General features: G+C 71.0%; 17 protein-coding genes. 8 read left to right on the forward strand and 9 right to left on the reverse strand.

Going from position 1 to position 21,824, the window contains the following annotated elements:
• Nucleotides 1–538 precede the first annotated feature (538 nt).
• The gene (locus ENSA5_RS15005) at nucleotides 539–1,831 is read right to left on the reverse strand and encodes a hypothetical protein (RefSeq protein WP_146155716.1); all 1,293 of its coding nucleotides are present in this window, start codon (nucleotides 1,829–1,831) and stop codon (nucleotides 539–541) included.
• A complete protein-coding gene (locus tag ENSA5_RS15010; protein ID WP_106392346.1) occupies nucleotides 1,828–2,883 on the reverse strand; it encodes a threonine ammonia-lyase in 1,056 nt (351 codons plus the stop codon). The genes ENSA5_RS15005 and ENSA5_RS15010 overlap by 4 nt, the downstream gene beginning before the upstream one ends.
• Before the next feature lie 77 nt (nucleotides 2,884–2,960).
• On the opposite strand from ENSA5_RS15010, the gene ENSA5_RS15015 reads away from it, so the two are divergent.
• The 3 genes from ENSA5_RS15015 (at nucleotide 2,961) to ENSA5_RS15025 (ending at nucleotide 6,985) form a co-directional block, all read left to right on the forward strand.
• Entirely contained in the window at nucleotides 2,961–5,108 is a 2,148-nt protein-coding gene (locus ENSA5_RS15015) for a glycosyltransferase family protein (protein ID WP_106392347.1), read from the forward strand.
• Nucleotides 5,105–6,202: an NADPH:quinone oxidoreductase family protein gene (locus ENSA5_RS15020; protein WP_106392348.1), complete on the forward strand. Its 1,098-nt coding sequence runs from the start codon at nucleotides 5,105–5,107 to the stop codon at nucleotides 6,200–6,202. Before ENSA5_RS15015 ends, ENSA5_RS15020 begins: the two co-directional genes overlap by 4 nt.
• Nucleotides 6,203–6,433: 231 nt before the next feature.
• A complete protein-coding gene (locus ENSA5_RS15025; protein WP_219906792.1) occupies nucleotides 6,434–6,985 on the forward strand; it encodes a DUF421 domain-containing protein in 552 nt (183 codons plus the stop codon).
• A 9-nt stretch (nucleotides 6,986–6,994) separates the two neighbouring features.
• Here the strand turns inward: ENSA5_RS15025 and ENSA5_RS15030 are convergent, their stop codons facing one another.
• The 5 genes from ENSA5_RS15030 to ENSA5_RS15050 all read right to left on the reverse strand — a co-directional run bounded on the left by ENSA5_RS15030 (nucleotide 6,995) and on the right by ENSA5_RS15050 (nucleotide 11,793).
• On the reverse strand, nucleotides 6,995–7,675 hold the full coding sequence (locus tag ENSA5_RS15030) for a DUF6920 family protein (protein ID WP_106392349.1): 681 nt from the start codon (nucleotides 7,673–7,675) through the stop codon (nucleotides 6,995–6,997).
• 157 nt (nucleotides 7,676–7,832) lie between these two features.
• The gene (locus tag ENSA5_RS15035; RefSeq protein ID WP_106392350.1) at nucleotides 7,833–8,978 is read right to left on the reverse strand and encodes a DUF418 domain-containing transporter; all 1,146 of its coding nucleotides are present in this window, start codon (nucleotides 8,976–8,978) and stop codon (nucleotides 7,833–7,835) included.
• Between the two features lie 19 nt (nucleotides 8,979–8,997).
• The gene (locus ENSA5_RS15040; protein WP_106392351.1) at nucleotides 8,998–9,735 is read right to left on the reverse strand and encodes a sulfate/molybdate ABC transporter ATP-binding protein; all 738 of its coding nucleotides are present in this window, start codon (nucleotides 9,733–9,735) and stop codon (nucleotides 8,998–9,000) included.
• A complete protein-coding gene (locus ENSA5_RS15045) occupies nucleotides 9,732–10,559 on the reverse strand; it encodes an ABC transporter permease (protein WP_106392352.1) in 828 nt (275 codons plus the stop codon). The genes ENSA5_RS15040 and ENSA5_RS15045 overlap by 4 nt, the downstream gene beginning before the upstream one ends.
• Before the next feature lie 40 nt (nucleotides 10,560–10,599).
• The gene (locus tag ENSA5_RS15050; RefSeq protein WP_106392353.1) at nucleotides 10,600–11,793 is read right to left on the reverse strand and encodes a DNA polymerase IV; all 1,194 of its coding nucleotides are present in this window, start codon (nucleotides 11,791–11,793) and stop codon (nucleotides 10,600–10,602) included.
• A gap of 34 nt (nucleotides 11,794–11,827) precedes the next feature.
• On the opposite strand from ENSA5_RS15050, the gene ENSA5_RS15055 reads away from it, so the two are divergent.
• The 5 genes from ENSA5_RS15055 (at nucleotide 11,828) to ENSA5_RS15075 (ending at nucleotide 19,200) form a co-directional block, all read left to right on the forward strand.
• Nucleotides 11,828–12,244, forward strand: a complete 417-nt coding sequence (locus tag ENSA5_RS15055) for an STAS/SEC14 domain-containing protein (RefSeq protein WP_106392354.1) — start codon at nucleotides 11,828–11,830, stop codon at nucleotides 12,242–12,244.
• Between the two features lie 89 nt (nucleotides 12,245–12,333).
• Nucleotides 12,334–13,116 carry an enoyl-CoA hydratase-related protein gene (locus ENSA5_RS15060; RefSeq protein ID WP_106392355.1) on the forward strand — a complete coding sequence of 261 codons (783 nt, stop codon included), beginning with the start codon at nucleotides 12,334–12,336 and terminating at the stop codon, nucleotides 13,114–13,116.
• 179 nt (nucleotides 13,117–13,295) lie between these two features.
• Nucleotides 13,296–15,242, forward strand: a complete 1,947-nt coding sequence (locus ENSA5_RS15065; RefSeq protein ID WP_181197767.1) for a M13 family metallopeptidase — start codon at nucleotides 13,296–13,298, stop codon at nucleotides 15,240–15,242.
• Between the two features lie 135 nt (nucleotides 15,243–15,377).
• Nucleotides 15,378–18,509 carry a serine/threonine-protein kinase gene (locus ENSA5_RS39570; RefSeq protein ID WP_106392357.1) on the forward strand — a complete coding sequence of 1,044 codons (3,132 nt, stop codon included), beginning with the start codon at nucleotides 15,378–15,380 and terminating at the stop codon, nucleotides 18,507–18,509.
• 91 nt (nucleotides 18,510–18,600) lie between these two features.
• Nucleotides 18,601–19,200, forward strand: coding sequence for a hypothetical protein (locus tag ENSA5_RS15075; protein ID WP_146155717.1), 600 nt, complete (start codon nucleotides 18,601–18,603; stop codon nucleotides 19,198–19,200).
• Between the two features lie 432 nt (nucleotides 19,201–19,632).
• On the opposite strand, the gene ENSA5_RS15080 is transcribed toward ENSA5_RS15075, so the two are convergent.
• Both ENSA5_RS15080 and ENSA5_RS15085 read right to left on the reverse strand, forming a co-directional pair.
• Entirely contained in the window at nucleotides 19,633–21,000 is a 1,368-nt protein-coding gene (locus ENSA5_RS15080; protein WP_106392359.1) for a cytochrome P450, read from the reverse strand.
• On the reverse strand, nucleotides 20,997–21,821 hold the full coding sequence (locus ENSA5_RS15085) for an SAM-dependent methyltransferase (RefSeq protein WP_106392360.1): 825 nt from the start codon (nucleotides 21,819–21,821) through the stop codon (nucleotides 20,997–20,999). The genes ENSA5_RS15080 and ENSA5_RS15085 overlap by 4 nt, the downstream gene beginning before the upstream one ends.
• Between the last annotated feature and the right edge of the window lie 3 nt (nucleotides 21,822–21,824).

Genomic DNA, 21,824 nt, shown 5'->3' on the forward strand with positions numbered 1-21,824 from the left:
GTCATAGACAACTCGCCGTGCGTGGCAGAGTCGCAGACGGCCGCGGGGGTCATAGACAACTCGCCGTGCGTGGCAGAGTCGCAGACGCCCGCGGAGGTCATAGACAACTCGCCGTGCGTGGCAGAGTCGCAGACGCCCGCGGGGGTCATAGACAACTCGCCGTGCGTGGCAGAGTCGCAGACGCCCGCGGGGGTCATAGACAACTCGCCGTGCGTGGCAGAGTCGAAGACGGCCGCGGGGGTCCAAAGAAACCAGCCGTGCGTGGCAGAGTCGAAGACGACCGCGGGGGTCCAAAAAAGCCAGCCGTGCGTGGCAGAGTCGAAGACGTCCGCGGATCCAAAGGAGCCCCCTTTTAGGGGGCCACGCAACCGAGGGCGAAGCACATACCAGCCCACCGAGGGAGGGAGCGGAGCGACCGACCGACCGGCCGCTTGCGGCCGTGCGTGGCAGAGTCGCAGACGGCCGCGGGGGTCCAAAAAAGCCAGGGAGCGGAGCGACCGACCGACCGGCCGCGAAGCGGCCGTGCGTGGCAGAGTAGTTAACGGCCGCGGGGGTCTAAAGTAGCCTCAACCCAGCGTGAGTGATCGTAGTCTGGTGCGTCGCTCAGCGGTCGAGGTGCGACGATCCGCGCGACGACGTGATCCTGAGGATCGTGCGGCTCGGGTGGGCGCTCGACGAGGTGGACGAGGGTGCTGCCCGAGCATGGCGGCTCGTAGTCGCGGGTCGAGTAGCTCTGACGGATCAGCTCGCAGTCGATCTCGATCTCGTGGGGGACCTCGACCGCGAAGCCCGAGATGTCGACCTCGGCCTCCTTGACGAGCGCGAGCGCGAGCCCGGCGATCAGATCGCTGGCCTGCTGGAGGCGCTTGGGATCCCGGGGCAGGCCGGCGAGCTCGACGTCGACGGAGCCGAAGCGCCGCATGCCGCGGGTGCTCAGGCGCAGGCGCTGATCATCCTCGGGATCGGGGAAGGGGACGATCGCGATCTGGTCGGCGACGTTGCCGGCGGCGGCCCGCAGCCGGCGCTGCTCGAAGGCGGCCAGGTTCGTGGTCTCGAGGGTGTCGGGGTCGTGGATCAGGGCCTCGTAGTGCTCGGCGGCGACGCGGACGAGGGTCTGGAGCAGGCGCAGGCCGCGGACCGCAGATTGGTTGCGATAGTCGGCGCGCAGCAGCAGCGCCTGCGAGCGGCCGAGCAGCGAGGCGCGCTGCTCGTCGCTGAGCTCGCGGGTCAGAACCGGGTCGCGCAGGGCGGTCGAGGGGATCGTGGCGTTGTCGCCGATCCCGAGGTGGATGAGCTCGATGTGCAGGCCGATCAGATCGAAGGTCCGCTGGCGCTCGGCCTTGTCCGCGATCGCCTCGCGTTCGTCGCGCTTGTCGCCCTCGTCGCGTTCGCCGCCCTCGTCGCCCTCGTCGAGGCTCGGCGGCTCGAGCTCACCGTTGAAGCCGAGATCCGTGGTGTGCGGCGAGGTTGCGATCAGCGTCAGGAGCAGGTCGAGCTCGCCCTCACCGCGGCGCTCGGGGTAGGCCTGCTCGACGAGGGCCTGGAGGTGCTCGCGGGTGGGCGCCTGGTCGAGCTTGGTGCCCGGGGGCAGCAGCAGCAGGTAGCCCATGCTCGTGCGGTCCGCGAACGGGATCACGTGCGCGGCCTCGCCGACCAGCGGATCCCCGGTCTCGGACTCGGACTCGGACTCGGACTCGGCCTCGGGGTCGCCTGGGCTCGCGGGCTGACTGGGCAGGTCGAGGGGCTTGGCCCGCTCGTCGGGCGCCGACGGTTGGCGCGAGCAGCCGAGCGCGGCGGCGCCGAGGGCCAGGCACAGGACGAGGCGCCTCACGCTCGCCCTCCCCACGCGCCGATGAGCTCGGCGACGAGCGCCGGGTCGACGTTGCCGCCGGTCAGGATCACGCCGATCCGGATCGGCCGCTCTTCGCCCTCGGGGAGCCCGAGCTGCGCGCGCAGGCGCGGGGCCTCGCGGAGGGCGGCGGCGACCCCGGCGGCGCCCGAGGGCTCGACCAGGGTCTTGGCCCGGACGAGGACCGAGACCAGCGCGCGCCCGAGCTCGTCGTCGTCGACGCGGAAGCTGCCGTGGACGTCGCGCCTGGCGATCTCGAAATTGAGCGCGCCGACGCGCACGGGCTTGAGGCCGTCGGCGAGGGTCGGGCCCGGCTCGACGGCGACCCGATCGCCGGCCTCGAGGCTCGCGGCGAGGGCGTCGCAGCCGCGGGGCTCGACCGAGTAGATCCGCGTGCTGGTGTCGCGCGCGGCGAGGCAGGCCCCGGCCAGCACGCCGCCGCCGCCGACCGGGACGAGGATCGCGTCGAGCTCGACGCCGAGCGCCGCCGCGGCGTCGAGCAGCTCGGCGGTGGCCGTGCCCTGACCGCAGACGATGTCGGGGTGGTCGAAGGGCTGGATGATCGCCGCCCCGGACTCGGCCGCGAGCTCGTAGGCGACCACCCGCCGCTCCTCGGAGGTGTAGCCGGCGATCACGACCTTCGCGCCGAGCTCGCGCACGACCTCGAGCTTGACCTTGGGCGCGTCGATCGGCATCGCGATCGTGGCCGGGACGCCGAAGGCCCGAGCCGCGAGGGCGACGGCCTGGGCGTGGTTGCCCGAGCTGAAGGTGACGACCCCTCGGGCCAGGGTCTTCGCATCGAGTCGTCCGACCGCGTGCATCGCTCCGCGGGCCTTGAACGCCCCGATCCGCTGCATGTTCTCTGCCTTCAAGAAGAGCTCGACCGGGCCGTCGGCGAGGGCGTCGAGCCGCGGGACCCGGAGCGTCGGCGTGTGCACGACGCGACCGGCGATCCGCTCGGCCGCGGCGCGGACGTCGGGGGGCCCGAGGCGCTCGGCCCAGGCGGAGGCGTGGTCGGGGTGGTACTCGGTCATGCGCAAGCCCAGTGTAAGGGCAATTCTCCCCGCTCGGCGCACCGGCGCGGCGAAGCCGGTACACTCCGCGCCGGAGCATGCGCGCGCGCCTGTCCAAACTCCTGGCGGTCAGCCCCACGGTCTGGGCGCTGCTGCTCGGCGTGGTCGTGATCGTGATCTACGCGGCGTCGATCGGCGCCTGCGGGCCCTGGGATCCGTGGGAGACCCACTACGGCGAGGTCGCGCGCAACATCGTCGAGCGCAAGGACCCCATGGATCTGTGGTGGCGCCCGGGCTACGGGCCGCAGGGCAAGCGCGAGGGCGTGTTCGCCTCGAAGCACGCGCTGCCCTTTTGGTGCATGGCGCTGAGCTTCAAGCTGTTCGGCGTCGGGACCGGGCCGGTCGACGAGATGGTCCGCTCGCCGATCCCCGAGATCGCCCTGCGCCTGCCGAGCATGCTCGTCGGGCTGGGCACGGTCGCGCTCGTCGGTTGGTGCGTCGCGCGCCTGGTTCACTGGCGGGCCGGGCTGCTGACCGCGGCGGTGCTCGCGACCATGCCGCAGTACGCGATCCTCACCCGCCAGGCCGTGACCGACATGTTCTTTGTCGGGCCCGTGTGTCTGGCGATGGTCGGCTGGGCGATGGCCTGGCTGCAGCCCGAGCGCGAGCTCCGGACGATCGGTCGCGGTCGCGCGCGCGGGCTGCTGGAGATCCCCTGGGACCGGGCCTGGCTCGGCTTCCTGATCGTGTTCCTCGTTGGCGCGATCGTCCCGCTCGCGGTCCTCCACCACCACGTCCTCGACCCCGACACGATCGCCCGCGTGGCCCGGTGGAAGCGCAAGACGACCGCGACCGTCGACGACCTCCACACGATCGCGCGTCAGCTGACGGTCTACTGGGTCGTGGTCGTGGCCGTGGTCCTGCGCAGCCTGAGGTGGCGGCGGCGCAGCCAGGCCTGGATGGGCGTGGTCTACGTCGCTGGCGGGCTGTCGCTGATGGGCAAGGGCATGATCGGGCCGGGGATCATCGGGCTGCTGATCCTCGTCGACATGGTCGTCAACGGGCGCCTTCACTTGCTGTGGCAGCGCCGCTGCGAGCTCGCCGTCGGCATCTTGTTGTTCGTGGTCACCTGCTTTCCGTGGCACCACGCGATGGCGATCTTCCGCGGTGAGCGCTGGGTCAACGAGCTGATCGTCGTCAACAACCTGGCCCGCTTCGCGTCCGGCGAGCAAGAGCAGGCGGTCGGCGGGTTCGCGTTCTACCTGCGCACGCTCGGGCTCGCGGCGCTGCCGTGGTCGGCCGTGGTCCCGCCCGCGCTGTGGGCCGCCGTGCTCGCCTATCGTCACCAGCGCGGCGGGGACCCGGCGCAATTGCTGGGCGAGGCCGCAGACACGGACGCCGAGCGCGGCCGCTCGCTCCACCGCCTCGCGCTGCTGTGGTTCGTGGTCAGCTTCGGGCTGATCACCTACAGCGTGACCAAGTACTACCACTACCTCGCGCCCTGCCTGCCGCCGCTGGCGATCCTGGTCGGCGTGTGGCTGCACGGGCTGATGCCGACGCCGGTCCGCGAGCGCGCGCACGAGCGCGATCAAAGCGGCCGCGAGCCCCGCGCTCCGCTCGGCGACCAGCTCCCGATCCCGGCCACGCTCGCGTGCGCGCTGACGGGCTGCGCGGTGCTCTACATGGTCGTGCGCGCGACCCTCGACGAGCCGGCCTGGATCGCCCACCTGACCACCTACCTCTACACGGGCATGTGGCGTCAGGGCGCGGCGCCGGTCGATCGTCTGGTCTGGTGCGTCGTGCCCTTCGGCTTCGGCCTGCTGCTGTGGGTCGCGCGCAAGGGCCGGCTCGCGGTCGCGGGCATGGTCTTGTCGGGGCTGCTGACGACGACCTGGGTGATCGACGACTACCTCCCGGCGACGAGCGAGAACTGGTCGCAGCGCAGCGCCTTTCGCTACGCCTACGATCACGCCGGGAAGAACGACCGCCTCTTGAGCTGGTGGTTTTACTACCGGGGCGAGACCTACTTCGCCAAGCGCCGGATCTGGGTCTCGATGGAGCCCGACCGGGTCAAGCTGCGCGAGTACATCGACAAATTCCGCGGCAAGGGCACGACCTTCTGGGTCATGACCACCGCGCGCCACGCCGAGCGGGCCCGCTCGCACTTCCCGCCCGACCTCCGCGACGAGATCGACATCGTGTATCAGAACTTTCACTACGCCCTCATCAAGGTCGAGATCCCATGAGCGCGCCGGGTCCCGGTCAGCGCGTCGTCGTGCGCGAGTTCGGCGAGACGCCCCTCGACGCGCTCGCGGCCCACGTCGGGCTGGTCGCCCAGGCCTACCCCGAGGTCGATGGGCTCGGGCCCCGCGACGTGATCGTCGAGGTCCGCAGCGCCGCGGTCGGCTGGGTCGATCTGCTCATGACCAGCGGGCAGTACCAGCACATGCCCGCGCCGCCCTACTGTCCGGGGCTCGAGTACGCCGGGGTCGTCGCGTGGACCGGGGCCGAGGTCGAGGGCCTGCGCGTCGGTGACTCGGTCCTGTCCGACGGCCTGCGCACCGGTCCGCGCTCGCTCGGGCCCTACCAGCAGTGGGGGGGCTTCGCGAGCTACGCCGTGGCCCCGGCCGAGGGCCTGCTGCCGCTGCCCGCCGGGCTGTCCTTCGATCAGGGCTGCAACCTGCTCGGCAATTACGAGACCGCCTACCACTGCCTGATCCACCGCGGCCGGCTGGCCGCGGGCGAGGTCGTGCTGATCAACGGCGCGACCGGCTCGACCGGGCTCGCGGCCGTCGACCTGGCCAAGCGCGTGGGCGCGACGGTGATCGCGACCGGGCGCAGCGCGGCCAAGCTCGAGCAGGTCGCCGCGCGCGGGGCCGACCACGTCGTTGTGATCGGCGCCGACCTTGGCTTTCGTGACGAGGTCAAGGCGCTGACCGGCGGCCGCGGGGTCGACGTGGTCTACGATCCCGTCGGCGGCAAGGTCTCGCTCGAGAGCCTGCGCTGCGTGACCTTTGGCGCGCGCTTTTTGGTCGTCGGCTGGGCCTCGACGCCCTTCGTGGCGCGGGGCAAGGGCCAGCGCGGGGCGCCCAACGCCAACGTGCTGCCGACGAACCTGATCATGATGAAGAGCCTCGATGTGCTCGGGTGTCCGGCGGCGATCTCGGCCCACCGCGATCCCAGCTTGCGCGAGGCGAGGCTGCGGGACCTGCTCGCGTGGGTCGCCGCGGGCGAGATCTCGCCCCACGTCGACGCTCGCTACCCGCTCGCCGAGGTCCACGAGGCCATGCGCGCCAAGTGGGACAGCCGCTTCGTCGGCGGCGTCGTGGTCAATCCCTAGACATCCGGGGGCGAGCGCGCCGCCGCGACCCGCTCGGTCGGGATCGTCGGGTCGCGTCGCGCAGGTCGCATGGCCCACATCTTGCTGCACCTGCGGGGCGAGCCGAGCAGGAATCACCCCGATGCAGATCTACGAACGACTCGCGCAGGATCACGACCGCCAGCGAGAACTGGCCGGGCAGGAGGCGACCCGGCTCGGAGCCAGGTTCGAACAGCGCAAGGGTGCCGAAGAGTGAGCGCGCTCCAAACCCAGCCCGTCGTGTTCGACAGCTTCGCGAGTCTGGGGCGGGTCGCGGCGAGCACCATCGCCGTCTACGTGATGGTGATGGTGTTCATCCGGATCAGCGGCAAGCGCAGCACCTCGAAGATGAACAACTTCGACTGGATCGTCACGGTCGCGGTCGGCAGCATCACCGCCTCCACCATCGTCTTGCGGGACGTGGTCTTCCTCGACGGAGCGGTCGCGATCGGCCTGCTGATCGCGATCCAGTTTCTGGTCACCTGGGGCTCGGTGCGCAGCCGCGCGATCGAAAGGATCGTCAAGATGTCCCCCACCTTGCTCGCGCACAACGGAGAGCTGTGCGAGGACGCCATGCGGACCCAGCGTGTCACCCGGCGCGAGATCGACGCGGCGGTCCGCGGAGCCGGACTCCCGTGCCTGGAGGCGGTGGCCGCGGTCATTTTGGAGAACGACGCGGGGATCAGCGTCATCCCGTCGAGCGCGCTGAAGGATGGGCAGGAGCTCGCGGTGCTGCGCAATGTTCAGGGGGATCTTCCACCCTGAGGCGCGGCTTTAACTCTCGCACTTCAACGAAGTGATCTCGCCGCGCCAATACTCGAATCGACCCTCGGGCAGGAGCCACGAGACCTCGCCTCGGCATGGAACGCGCAACCCGCCGAGATCGGCGTAGTCGCTGAAGCGCCCCTCCCACGGAGCGGGGCCGGCGTCGCCCATCGAGCGCGTCTCCGAGTAGGTCCGCACGATGTCGCCCGCCTCGTCGAGGTGCGCGTCGACATAGGTGCGCGGATCGCCTGTCCAGACGCGGACGCTGCCCTCGGGGCCTTCGGCGAAGCGCAGCTCGGGGTTCGTCAGCAGCGCGGCCGGGTTCCAGGGCAGCTCGGCGAGGTAGCGCATCGCCTCTCCGCGATCGAGCTCGGGGCCGTCGTCGTGCGCGACCGGGAGCCGGCCCCAGAGCTTCACGTCGAGTCGCCCGTGTCCTCCCTCGAACGCGTCGTCGATGACCATCGTGACGAAGGGCGCCATCTTCACTCGCGCGTGCCAGCAAAACGCGACCTCGCGGGCGCTCGTCCACTGCTCGGCCGTGAACGGCCGCCAGCTCGCGTTGGGCTGGAGACGCATCGTCCCCTCTTGCTCGAGCACCACTCGCGCGTAGTCGCGGCGCAAAATGTTGCGCTCGGCGAAGCTCCGGAGCGCGTCGGGGAGTTGGGTCTGCGGGGTCGGGGTCTCGGTCATGGCAAAGTGGGGGGAGGTCGCCGTCGCTTTGAGCGGGAAGGCCTGAATAACGCGCTGCGCGCTTGATTTGGGTCTAGTCTTCAAGGGGTCTTGCAAAAAGGCCCCTCGCTGCGCGGCAAAGCTCCCTCCGCTCCCCCAAACGCTCGCCTCTCGGCTGCTAGGGCGCGAGCTTGCGCAGGAGCCACTCGGCGCCGTAGCGGTAGCCGACTCGCTGCCACAGCCACGAGGCCAAGGTCGCGAACGCGACGAAGGACAGCAGCACGGCCATCGCCGTGTTGGCGTCGAGGGCCTGCCAGACGCCGATCGGCCGGGTGGCCTCGCGAAACAGCCACACATGCAAGATCAGCAGCGTCAGCGAGGCCCGGCCGAGGGTCACGAGGGGGTTGCTCGCGCGCAGCGGCCAGCGCCGCTCCCAGGCCATGACCGCCCAAATGCCGAGCAGCACGGCGGCGAGCAGCAGCGCGACCAGGGTCGGCGAGGCCGGGAAGAAGGGGATCGTCAGGGTCGTCGTGCGCCACAGCGCGGTCCCGGCGGCCGGGGAGGCGAGCGCGCGCACGGCCAGCCCGACCGCCCCGACGGTCGCGGCGCCACCGGCCAGCGCGCCGATGCGTCCGAGCTTGCCCTCGCCGACAAAGCGGCCGCAGGCGAGGCCGGCCAGGTAGAACGAGAACCACGGGAAGATCGGGAATTGGCCCTCGGCCACGGCGATGCGCAGGCCGGTCCAGTCGACCGGGGACCTCGGGTCGCGGCCGCGCATGTACTCGTTGTGCAGCTGCAAGGGCACGTCGAGGCTGGCCTGAATCCAGCCCGTGGACGCGAGCACGGCGAGGGCGAGGCCGAGCAGGGCCGAGGTCGGCAGCCGGCGCAGGGCGGGCGTCAGCAGCATGCCGAAGCCCATCAGGTGGAGCACGAACCACGTGTGCCACGAGAACCAGCTCGGGGTCAGCCAGCTCAGCAGGTAGCCGAAGCCCATGACCGCGACGCCGCGCAGGGCGAGGGTCCGGTCGGGGTTCTTGCCCGCCTCGGCCCGCTTGGTCGCGAGCAGGCTCGAGCCGATGCCCGCGAGGGTGACGAAGGCCGGGGCCGCGCCGCCGCCGAGGGCGTTGAACACGAGCAGCCCGAGGTGGTCCTCGACCATGGTCTCGCCGGGCGAGAGCCCGCGCCACAGCCACACGCCGAGGTGCTGCTCGATCATCAAGAACACGGCGATGCCCCGGAGCACGTCGAGGCCGAGGAGGCGCTTGCCCTTGCTGCCGTGGCTGGCGGGGGCGGGGGGCTGGTCGTGGGCTTGGACGTCGCGCATGGGCTCGGTGGGGGCGGACTCAGGGCTTACGATCGGCGCGCTGCTCGGACAACATGAGCTCGAGGTGGGCGCTCGCGGGCGCGGCCATGACCTCGGCGGGGGAGCCCTCCTGGATCAGCTTGCCGCCCTCGATGACCAGGAGGCGATCGGCGAGCGCGAGGGCGTCGGCGAGCTCGTGGGTGACGACCAGGCTGACGCCCGAGAACGCGCGCAGGGTCTCGCGCAGGACCTCGCGGGCCTCGAGCTTGCTGAACGCGTCGAGGGCGACGAAGGGCTCGTCGAGCAGGAGCATGCGCGGCTCGACGATCAGCGCGCGGGCCAGGGCGACGCGCTGGGCCTGGCCGCCCGAGAGCTGGGCGGGGCGGCGGTCCGCGAGCTCGGCGATCGCAAAGCGCTCGAGCCAGGTCCGGGCCCGGGCCCGGGCGCTGCGCTTGTCGAGCCCCCGGGCGCGCGGGCCGTAGGCGACGTTGTCGAGGGCGCTGAGGTGCTCGAAGAGCGCGAGGCCCTGAAACAGGACGCCGACGTCGCGGGCCTGCGGCGGCAGGCGCACGCGGGTTGCGACGCGCTCGAGCAGGCGCCCGTCGAGCACGATCTCGCCGCGCCGCAGCGGGTGGAGCCCGGCGATCGCCCCGAGCACCGTCGACTTCCCGGCGCCGTTGGGCCCGACGAGCGCGAGGACCTCGCCGGTCGGAGCGGAGAACGCGACGTCGAGGTCGAAGCCCCCGAGCCGGACGTGGATGTCGGCGCGCAGGCTCATCGGCGCAGGCTCCCGCGCAGCGCGATGAGGATCGCCAGCGAGACGCCGAGCAAGATCAGCGAGAGCACGAGGGCGCCGTCGTGATCGCTCTGCAGCGCCTCGTAGACCGCCAGCGGCATGGTCTGGGTCCGGCCCTGAAAATTACCTGCGAAGGTGATCGTCGCGCCGAACTCGCCGAGGGCCCGGGCCCAGCACAGCGCGAGCCCGGCCAGGATCGAGGGCCGGATCGCGGGCAGCGTCACGGTCCACAAGATCCGCAAGCGGGTGGCGCCGAGGGTCGCGGCGGCGTCTTCGAGGCGGTGGTCGAGGTTCTCGAGCGCGGCCTCGCAGCTGAGGATCAAAAATGGCGCGGCCACGAAGGTCGCGGCCAAGATCGCCCCGCCGGTCGAGAACGCGAGCTCGATCCCGAGGCGCTCGAGCAGCGGCCCGAGCAGCCCGCGACGCCCGAGCGCGGCGAGGAGCGCGACCCCGGCCACGACCGGCGGCAGGACCATCGGCAGGGTCAGCAGCGCCCGGACCAGGGCCCGCCCGGGGAAGCGGTAGCGGGCCAGGACCCACGCGCAGGGGAAGCCGATGACCAGGGCCAAGAGCACGGCCGCGAGCGAGACGACCAGCGACAGGCGCAGGGCCTCGAGCACCGCCGGGCGGGTCAGCAGCGCGCCGAGCTCGGCGACCGGCGCCCGCGAGATCAGGCCCAGGAGCGGGACCACGAACAAGACCAGGCCGAGCAGCGCGAGCGGGAACAACAGGTAGTGACCCCAGCCCTCTCCCCTCGGGTCCGGGCGCGGATCTCGGCCCGGTCCGGCTGTGCTCGCGTCGCTCATGGCCCGTGCTCGGCGGAGGATACCCGGAGGCGATCGACAGTCACTCCTCGCCGACGCCGGCGGGAAACAGCGCCTTGTCGCCGAAGCGTCGGCGGACCTCGCTGAGCACGTCCTGGACCACCTCACCCTTGTGCTCGCCGCCCTCGGCCCCGAGCATGTCGCCGAGCGCGAGCTGCTCGGGCGCGCGACCCTCGGTGAGCTCGCTGACACCCAGCCCCGTCAGCCGAAACCGGCGCCCGCGCAGGAGCCCCTCGGCGTCGAGCTTGGCGACCAAGGTCCTCGCGGCGGCGAAGATCGCCGGGGTGTCGGCGGACGGCCGGTCGAGGGTGCGCTGCCGGGTCCAGGTCGTGAACGCGGTGTCGCGCAGCTTGATGTGGACCTTGCGCCCGCGCAGGCCCTTGGCCGCGAGCCGGTCGGCGACTCGGGTGGCCTGGCGCAGGAGCCAGTCCTCGATCTCGGCCCGGGTCCTGAGGTCGTCATGGAAGGTGTTCTCGTGGCTGATCTGCTTGCGCTCGCGTCCGGGCGTGACCTCGCGCTCGTCGATCCCGAGGCTGAGGCGATGGAGGTGGAGGCCGTGCTCGCCGAGGTCGCGCTCGAGCGTGGCCGCGCCGAGCTGGGCGATGTCGCCGACGGTCCGCACGCCGTAGCGGCGCAGGATCTGCTCGGTCCGCGGGCCCACGCCCCACAGCTCGCGCACGGGCAGCGGGGCCAGGAACGCGCGCTCGTGGCCCGGGAGGACCTCGGTCAGGCCGTCGGGCTTGTCGCGGTCGCTGGCGATCTTGGCGATGAACTTGGTCGCGGCGAGACCGACCGAGCAGGTCAGCGACAGCTCGCTGTGCACGGCCGCCCGGATCGCCTCGGCGATCGCCCGGGGGCTGCCGTGGAGCCGCTCGGTCCCGTCTAGATCCAAGAAGGCCTCGTCGATCGACAGGCCCTCGACGACCGGGGTGAAGCGGGAGAAGATCTCGAACACGCTGCGCGAGACCTCGACGTAGCGTTCGCGCCGGGGCGGGATCACGACCGCCGAGGGGCACTTGCGCAGGGCTACGGCCATCGCCTGGGCCGAGTGGCAGCCGAAGCGCCTCGCCTCGTAGGACGCGGCCGCGACCACGCCACGCTTGCCGGGGGAGCCGACGAGCACGGGCTTGCCCGCGAGGGCCGGGTTGTCGCGGACCTCGACCGACGCGAAGAAGGCGTCCATGTCGACGTGGGCGATGCGGCGGGGCGGCGCCATGACGAGATGATAGGCCAGGGATTAGGATGGGGCCGTGTACGAGTTTGACGACAGCCGTCGGCCCTTGGTCGTGGCCCGCATGCGCGGACACGTGGACGCGGCGGAGATCGCCCAGCTCCGGGCCGACCTCGACGCGCTCGTCGATCGGCGCGAATCCTTTGCGATCGTGTTCGACTTCGTCGAGATCGAGCTGCCGCCGCGCGCCGAGGTGATGGGCCTGCTGTCGTGGGCGCGAGAGATGCGGGGCCGCTTCAGTCGCTACTACGACAACGCGACCCCGCGCATCCCGTGCTTCACCGCCTATCACATGCCCTCGATGGTCGGGAACGTGCTGCGCTTCTTCTTGCAGATGCTGCCCTCGAACCGCAGCCAACATGTGATCTGCGCGTCGTATGAAGAGGCCGTCGAAGCCTGCGAGAACGCCCTCGCGCGGTTCGAGTCCGAGTGCTAGCACCCCGGGCTGCTAGTCCTAGCAAGTCGAGGTTGGCGCGGTGTGCGTCGGGTGTTTGTGGGGGTTCGGCGCGCTGCTATGAGTGGCCCATGTCCCCGACTCAAGAGCTTCCGCAGCACGTCCGCTACGCGCGCGAGGGCGCGCTGGCGACGATCACCCTCGACCGACCCGAGGCCCGCAACGCCTACAGCGACGAGATGTGCGCGCAGCTCTGCTCGGCCCTCGATCGCGCCGATGTCGACGCCGACGTGCGCTGCGTGATCCTGACCGGCGCGGGCAAGTCTTTTCATGCGGGCGGCGACATCAAGGCCATGCGCGCGCGCTCGGGCATGTTCGCGGGCGATCCGGCCGAGCTCCGCGCCCGCTACATGCGCGGGATCCAGGCGGTCCCGCGCCGGATCTCCGAGTTCTCCAAGCCCTTGATCGCCGCGATCAACGGCGCCGCGATCGGTGCGGGTCTCGATCTGGCCTGCATGTGTGACATCCGAATCGCGCGAGCCGGCGCCAAGCTCGGCTCGACCTTCGTCAAGGTCGGCCTCGTGCCGGGCGACGGCGGCGCGTACTTCCTGACCCGCGTCGTCGGGTTCTCGCGGGCGCTCGAGCTGTGCTTGACCGGGCGCGTGATCGAGGCCGAAGAGGCCCACGCGATCGGCTTGGTCCACGAGGTCGTGGCCGCCGAGGAGCTGCTCGAGGTCGCGCGCGCCCGGGCCGAGGCGATCGCCGCGAACCCGCCGGTCGCCGTACAGCTGACCAAGCGCGCCGCCTACCGCAGCTATCACGCGGATCAGGCGACCGCGCTCGAGCTCGCGGCGAGCTTCCAGGGCATCGCCCAAAACCACGACGACCACGCGCGCGCGCTGGCGAAACCGTGACCTTCTTCACTGCTCGCGCTCGCGTTTGACAAAACGAGCGGTCGGTCGCGCGGGTCGTATCGGGCATGCTGCTGAACCTCATGTCGAGGCAACGAGTCGCCGTTTGGTCCCTGCTGTGTGTCCCTTTGCTCGCGCCTGGGTGCAAGAAGGAGACTCGGGATCCCGACACCGCGTCGAGCGTGAAGCTCAGCAGCGACGACCCGATCGGTCAGGAGGTCGTCGCCCAGATGGACCTCACGACCGACCCCTGCGTCGACTTTTATCAGTACGCCTGCGGGGGCTGGATCGCCAACAACCCGCTGCCCGAAGATAAGCCCCGCTGGGGTCGTGGCTTTGGTGAGCTCGGCGATCGCAACAATGAGATCCTGCGCGAGATCCTCGACGCCGACACCGGCCGCGCCGGGGCGCTCTACAAGGCCTGCATGGACGAGCCGGCGATCGACGCGGCCGGGGCCACGCCGCTCGCGCCCTACCTGGCCAAGATCGAGGCGCTGAAGGTCAGCGACACCGAGGCGCTGTTCGAGCTCGTCGGTGAGCTCGACGCCAGCGTCGGGCTCGGGGCCTTCTTCGACTTCGGGCTCTCGATCGACTTCGAGCAGCCGGATCTGCACATCAGCGACCTCGGCCAGGGCGGCACGGGCCTGCCGGGCCCCTCGTTTTATCTCGACGAGGCCAAGGCCAGCCGCTTCTTGCCCGCCTACGAGGCCCACATCGCGCGGATGCTCGCCTTCGTCGACTACGGCCCCGAAGACGCGGCCGCGGCCGCCAAGCGGATCGTCGCCTTCGAGACCGAGCTCGCCAGGCTGCAAAAGCCCCCGGAGCAGATGCGCGACCCCGAGACCGTCTACCACCGCTGGGATCGCAAGGGCGTCGAGGACAGGTCCAAGCTGCCGTGGGCGGCCTACCTCGCGGCCGTCGGCGCGCCCGAGCTCGAGCTGATCAACGTCAGCAACCCCGAGTTCGTCGAGGGCCTCCCGGCGGTCATCGGAGCCGCCGACGCGGCCACGATCAAAGACTACCTGCGCTTCAACCTGATCCGCAGCACCGCCAACTTGCTCTCGGCCGAGATCGTCGAGGCCAACTTTCAATTCGCCGCGGCCCTGACCGGTCAACAGCAGCTCCAGCCGAGGTGGGAGCGCTGCGTCGGGGCGGTCAACAGCTCGGTCGGGGATCTGCTCAGCCAGCAGTTCGTCGAGCGCAGCTTCGCGGGCGACAGCCGCGAGATCGCCGTCGACATGATCGAGCGGGTCGAGGCCGCGTTCGAGGCCGGGCTGCCCGCGCTGGCGTGGATGGACGACGCGACCCGCGAGGCCGCGGTCGGCAAGATCGACAAGATCGAGAACAAGATCGGCTACCCCGAGAAGTGGCGGAGCTACGAGGGGCTCGAGCTCTCGGGCGCCTACTTCACCGACGCGGTCGCGGCGCGGGCCTGGGCCAGCGCCGAGCAGATCGCCAAGGTCGGCCAGCAGGTCGACGAGCAGGAGTGGCGCTGGCCGGCGTCGATCGTCAACGCCAGCTACAACCCCCTGCAAAACGTCATGAACTTCCCGGCCGGGATCCTCCAGCCGCCCTTCTTCCACCGCGACCACCCCAAGGCCATGAACTTCGGGGCCATGGGCATGGTCATGGGCCACGAGCTGACCCACGGCTTCGACGACAGCGGGCGCAAGTTCGACGCCGACGGGGTCATGCGCGAGTGGTGGGCGCCCGAGGTCGCGGACAGCTTCGAGGTTCAGACCCAGTGTGTGGTCGAGACCTACTCGGCGCTCGAGGTCCAGCCCGGCGTCCACGTCAAGGGCGAGCTGACCCTCGGTGAGAACATCGCCGACTTTGGCGGGGTCAAGGAGGCCTACATCGCGTACCAGGCCTGGGTCGCCGAGCACGGGCCCGAGCCCGAGCTGATCGACGGGCTCAGCAACGAGCAGCTGTTCTTCGTCGCCCTGGCCCAGAGCTGGTGCACCGTCAGCACGCCGGAGTTCGACGAGCTCCTGGTCTCCGTCGACCCCCACTCACCGCCAAAATTCCGCATCAACGTGCCGGCCTCGCACTTCCCGGGCTTCTGGGACGCGTTCTCGTGTAGCGAGGGCACGCCCATGCACCCCGAGCAAGTCTGCTCGGTCTGGTAGGGGGCTCGCCCACGCACGGCCGCTGCGTGGGCGACTTCGGCACGCCGTGCCGCGGATCCGGAGTCCGCCGCTCGCCCGCTGGGTCCGACATCCGCGTGCGATCTGTGTGCTGAACGCGCTACCCTCGCTGGCGAGATGGCGGATCGGCCCAGCGCGTCGGCGGGCTCGGAGGCGAGCGCCGAGCTCGACACGCCGGCTGACGCCACGCAGCTCGACATGCCCGGCTCGGCGTCGCTGCCGAGCGCCGACGCCGACGCGGTCGCGCCGGGCACACGCATCAGCCGCTACATGGTCGTCGAGGTCGTCGGCTCGGGCGGCGTCGGGATCGTCTACGCGGCCTACGATCCCGACCTCGACCGCAAGGTCGCGCTCAAGCAGCTGCGCCGCAGCAAGCTCGTCGGCCAGACCGACGCGGTCAACCAACGGCGCAGCCGCCTGCGCCGCGAGGCCCAGGCCCTCGCCCGGCTCTCGCACCCCAACGTCGTCCCGGTCTACGAGGTCGCAACCTGCGACGACCAGATCTACGTGGTCATGGAGTTCGTCGAGGGCAGGACCCTCGGCGAGTGGCTCGGCGAGGCGCCGCGCGCGTGGGCCGAGATCGTCGGCATGTTCATTCAGGCCGCGCGGGGGCTCGCGGCCGCCCACGCGGCCGACATCGTCCACCGCGACTTCAAGCCCGACAACGTCCGCGTTGGCGTCGACGGGCGCGTGCGCGTGCTCGACTTTGGGCTCGCGGCGCAGCTGCGCGAGGGCGACCCCGAGACCTCGGTCGCGCGCCTCCAAGAGCTGTGGGACCGACCCTTCGACCCGGACAGCTGGAGCGAGTCGGGCGAGGTCACGCGCGAGCGCGAGGACGTGGTCACGCGCGAGGGCCAGGTCATGGGCACGCCGGCCTACATGGCGCCGGAGCAGGCCTCGGGCGGGGCCGTCGACGCGCGCAGCGATCAGTTCAGCTTCTGCGTCGCGCTCTACGAGGCGCTCTACGGGACCCGGCCGTTTCGCGGGCGCTTCGACGACCCGCGCCGGTTTCGCGACCTCAGCCGCGCGCGCTCGCTGCCCGGGACCCGGCCCGAGGATCTGCCCGACGCCATCGAGCGGGTCCTGCTGCGCGGCCTGAGCCTCGTGCCCGGGCGGCGCTTTGCGAGCATGGACGAGCTGCTGGCCGCGCTGACCAGCGTGGCTTCGGGCCCGCGCCGGCTGTGGTGGGTGCCGGTCTCGGTCATGGTCCTGGCGATCGTCGCGCTCGTCGCCTTCTACGAGGGCCGCGAGGGCTCGACGGCGGTCTGTGACGACGGCAGCGGCATGCTCGAGGGCGTGTGGGACGAGGCCGTGGCCGCCGAGCTCAGCGAGGTCGCGCTGCGCTCGAACCAGCCCTACGCGCCCGACACCTGGGCCAGCGTCGAGGCTGGCTTCGACCAGTGGGCGCGGCAGTGGTCGCGCTCGCGCCTGCGCGCCTGCGAGGCGACCCACGTCCAGGGGGACCAGAGCCTGGCGCTGCTCGAGCGCCGGATCGCGTGCCTGGATCTGCAGCTGATCCGGGTCGAGAGCGTGGTCGCGGGCCTGCGCCACCTCGAGCAGCGGCCCGAGGCGCTGCTCGAGCGCCTGCCCTCGCTCGGGCTGCCGAGCGTCGACAGCTGCGCCGCCGCCAACGTGCTCGAGCGCTCGCCGCTCGCGCCCCGCGACGAAGGAGCGGCCCGCGAGGCCCAGGCGATCCGCCAGCTCCTCGCCGAGGTCGAGGGCCTGACCGACGTCGGCGAGTTCGACGAGGCGATCGAGCGCGGCGAGCTCGCCCGCGAGCGCGCCCGGATCCTCGAGTTCGAGCCGGTCACCGCCGAGGCCCTGCTCTTGCTCGGGCTCGCCGTCGATCGTCAGCGCACACAAGAGCAGCGCGGCGAGGGGCTGTTGCGCGAGGCGGCCTGGGCGGCGCAGCGCTCGGGTCACGAGCGGGTGCTGATCCGGGCGGCCGCGGCCCTCGCCGCGACCCTCGCGAGCGACCAGGCCCGCTTCGAGCTGGCCAAGGTCTGGGCCGAGCTCGCGCGCGCGGCCCTGGTCCACTACGGCCACGACACGGACATCGAGGCCGAGGTCCACCAGCACCTCGGCGAGCTCGCGATGGCGCTCGGTGACTACGACAGCGCGCTGGCCGAGCATCGCCGCTCGCTCGAGCTCGCGCGCTCGCGTGACGGCGAGCGCGGGCCCGCGTACATCGGCGCGCTGCGGGCGATCGGCGACGCCCACCACGAGCTCGGGCACTACGGCGAGGCCGGCGAGAGCCTCGGTCGCGCGCGCGCGCTCGCGGCCGCCTCGCTCGGCGCCAAGCACCCGATGGTCCCGATGATCCTCGACGCGATCGGCAACAACGAGGCCTCCCAGGGCCACTTCGACCAGGCCCTCGAGCTCTACCGCCGCGCGCTCGAGATCAACGAGGAGGTCTACGGCGCCGAGCACCGCCGCGTGGCCAAGAACCTCAACAACCTCGCGATCATCTACGACGAGACCGGCCGCTACGAGGAGTCGATCGAGACCCTCGAGCGCGCGCGGAGGATCCTCGTCGAGGAGCTCGGCCGCGCCCACCCCGACGTCGCCTTCGTCGACGTCAACGTTGGCTCGGCGCTCCAGAACCTCGGCCGCGACCACGAGGCGATCGCCCGCTACCAGCTCGCGCTGAAGGTGCTCGAGGACAGCCTCGGGCCCGAGCACATGGCCGTCGGCGTGACCTTGCAGAACATGGGGGCGGCGCGCATGGCCCTCGGCGCTCACGCCAGCGCGCTCGCGGACTACGGGCGGTCCCAGGCCGTGCTCGAGCGGGCGCTCGGGGACAGCCACCCGACCCTCGCCGCGCTCGAGCTCAACCGCGCCGTGGCCCTGCGCGCTCTGCATCGCTACGACGAGGCGTTGGCCGCGGATCTGCGCGCGCTCGACATGCGCGAGCAGGCGTTCGGCCCCGACCACAGCGAGTCCGTCGAGGTCCTCGCCGGCCTCGTCGAGACCGAGCTCGCCCTCGGCCACCCCGAGCGCGCGCGAGCCTACGGTGAGCGCGCGGTGAAGATCGCGGGCGAGGGCAACACGCCGGTCGAGCAAGCCGAGCTCCGCCTGGCGCTGGCCAAGGCGCTGATCGTCGATCCCTCAGCCGAGGATCGGGCCCGGGCCGAGGCCCTCGCCGGCGAGGCCCTGGTCGCGCTCGCCAGGGCTCGAGGCGGGGCCGAGGTCCGGACCAAGATCGAGGACTGGTTGGCCAGCGAGGGCTTCGAGCTTCCGGCCGACTGACAAGTAACGATGAGCTTTGCGGTGACCCCGCGCGTCGCCCCGCCCGGGCCGGTGGCTCGACCCTCCGGGTCGGCTATGGCAGGCTTTGTCCGTGTATCAGCCGGGCCAGAGCCCTTTCCACACCCGCGGGACGACCTACATGGGCATCCGCGACTACGCCGTGAAGCGAGTTCCGGGGGGCATGGCCCAACTTGGCGATGCGCTCCCAGATGCTGCATATCGCGCATTCTCCTCGCAGATGTTCGTCGGCATTGGCTGGTATGACGCGCTCCCGATTCGAACGCTGACCGAGGCGGTGGCCAAGCTAGAGGGGAAGACCTGGGCAGACTCGGTCCGCTCCGGATCGATGGACGTCGCCCGTCGTGACCTCAATATCTTTCGTCGGGTGCTGTTCAAAGCCGTCAGCCCCGAGCGCGTCGTCGAGCGGCTGCAAGCCGCGACGATGCAACATTTCAACTTTGGTGAGACCGAGATCGTCGAGTCGGAGGTCGGTCACTCTGCGGCGATCTTTCACGGTGTGCCCGAACCGGTTGGCGAGTGGTTCCTGACCATGCTGCAAGGTTACGCCAGCGTACTGATCACCACGGCAGGCGGGCATGATCCCGTGATCACCGGCGAGGTGGTGCTGGCCGGACACCGCGATGGTGTCGATCTCGTCGACGTGAACGTCGACTTGCGTTGGAATCGCTAGCAGCCCGCTGGTACCGCGTGTCCGAAGTCGGCTTCGAGTTTCGCGGCGGGTAGCTTGGGGGCGTTGATGGGGCTGCTAGGGATCCGCGCGAGGCCGCAGGAGGTCCGAGTTCGGGGCGTCGCCTCTCCATCTGGGGTGCAGAAGGCTCTTGGTGCCGTGGCTCCAGGTCGGTCGGGTGGGCGTCGAAGTTGCTTTTCGTACGGCGATACCCCGAACTCGGACCTCCTGCGGCCTTGTTGCGCTCTGCTCTTTGCGGTGGGTGACCCCGCCCCGAAGCGCTGGGCGACATCTCGGCGGGCTTGCGGAGAGGCGAGCGTTTGGGGGGAGCGAGGGGGCTTTCGAAAGGCGCCTTGAAGAGCAGAACGAGCGGAGAGGCGAGCGCGCAGCGCTCGAGTCAGGGCTAGCAGCCCGGGCTGCTAGCACCCCGGGCTGCTAGCAGGCCGTTGCCCGGACCTGGACGGGGTGTGTGGGCCGCGTGGTGACCACGGAGGTCAGCGCGGGTGAGGGTCCAAGCGCCACGAAGCGCAAGCGTCGAACCCAACAAGCCAGGGCCAGGGACATCTCAATCAGGGCAAAGCGCATGCCAATGCAAAGATGGGGGCCGGCGCCGAAGGGGAACCATGCGAAGCGAGTCCGCTGGCCCTGATCGAGCCAACGCTCGGGTCGGAAGTCGAGGGCGTCTGGTCCCCACCAGCGGGTCGAGCGTTGGATGACCCAGGCCGAGGCGACGACCTGGGTGCCCGCTGCAACCCGAAGGTTGCCGATCTGTGTGGGCTCGAGGGCTTCGCGGGCGACGCCCCAGATCGGCGGGATCAGTCGCAGGGACTCGTGGACGACGGCTTCGAGCAAGGGCAGGTTGGGGAGGTCGTCGATGTCTGGCGCTCGATCGCCGAGCACTGCGTCGAGCTCCGCGGCGAGGCGGTCGACGACGTCGCGGTGGCGCATGAGCAGATCGAGGGCCATGGTCAGGCCCATGGCGGTCGTCTCTTGGGCGGCGAGGATCAGGGTGGTGACGTCTTCGCGCAGCTGTTGTTCGCCGAGCTGGTCCTGGCCGTCCCAGCTCCGGACCAGATCGGAGAGCAGACTTTGGTCGGGGGCCGCGCGGGCCTGGGCGGCGAGCTCGCCGATGACGCGATCGAAGTTGGCGATGAGCTCCAGCTGTCGCCGCCGCCGTCGGGTGGTGATCCGACGGTAGGGCTCGCCGTCGAACAACATCGAGAGCAGCATGAATTCGTAGGAGCCGAAGTCGTCCCAAAATACGTCGAATCCGCGTCGAAGCTGGGCGCGCGCGGGGCCGAGCGGGGCCGAGGTCAGGACGTCCATGAGCACGTCGAACATGAAGTCGAGCATCTGCGCGTGCAGATCGAAGGCTCGGCCGCTGGCCCAGCGCTGGGCGTAGGCGTGGGCGTGGTCGACGATGACGCTGGTGTAGCGTCGCAGCCCGGCCTTGCGCAGCGCCGGGGCGAGGAGTCGTCGGCGCGCGACCCAGGCCTGGCCCGAGCGCGTCACGACGCTGTCCCCGATCACGCAGGACATGCCGCGGGTCAGGGCGCTCTTGCGAAAGGCCCCGGCTCGGGTGACGAGGAGCTCACGCACGAGGGTGGGCTCGAACAAGAGGTAGGCCGACGGACCTGGCGTCCGCATCTCGACGATGTCGCCGTGCTCCTCGGCCCAGCGCGTCGACGCGGCGAAAGGATCGCGGACCCAGTCGAGCAGGTTGCCGAGCAGCGGGAGTCCGCGGGGCACCGGGGGCTGCGCGGAGGCCTCGGGGCCCGAGGGCTTGGGGTCGTGGGGCTTCATCGCCGCTCCAAGACGATCAGATCGTAGCGAATGGCCCGGACCAGCAGACCGATGCTCATGATCTGCGAGGTCTTGGCGAGCTCGACCCAGTGGCGCCGATGGGGCCCGGCGTCGACCCGCGCGAGGCTCCGGAGCACGGCGAACACGGTCCGCTGGCAGCCGGGGAGGGTCTGCCAGTTGATATTTCGCAGCTCGCGGGTGACGAACCACGGCGACCACGACGCCTGGTTGTCGCGGATCGTCCCCATGCGTCGCAGCGGCGGCGGACCCGAACGGATCGCGGGGCTCAACGCCGCGCAAAAGCAGATGTCGGCGAGGACCATGCGCGCGCCCGGCCGCAGGACCCGGGCGGCCTCCTTGTAAAACCGCGGCCGGTCGAAGTGGGGGGCGCACTCGATCGCGACCAGGCCATCTGCGCTGGCGTCGGCGAGCGCGGCCATGTCTTCGGCGGGCTGGTGATGAAAGCGCAGGCGCCCGTCCAACCCGAGCTCTGCGGCCCGGCGCCGGGCCTCCTGGACCTGACGCGCAGAGATGTTGAAGCCGATCAGCTCGGCGAAGTCATGGTGCCGCGCGGCCCATAGATCCTGAGCCCCGCTGCCGAAGCCGACGTCGATGATGCGATCGCCTGGCCCGGGGCCGAGGGCGCGAAACACCTCGCAAACGAGCCGCTCCCGGGTCGCGGCCAAGGGTTGGTGGAGGGCGGTCTGGTAGCCCCAATTGAAGTAGGTCTCACCTTGTCCCCAGGACTCGTGGATGGCCTGGAATGCGTCGTATTGCTCGGACAGGAGCTGCTCGAGGCGCTGATCGGCGTTGGCGTTCATGGG

This window comes from Enhygromyxa salina (genome assembly GCF_002994615.1).
Classification (GTDB): domain Bacteria; phylum Myxococcota_A; class Polyangia; order Nannocystales; family Nannocystaceae; genus Plesiocystis; species Plesiocystis salina_A.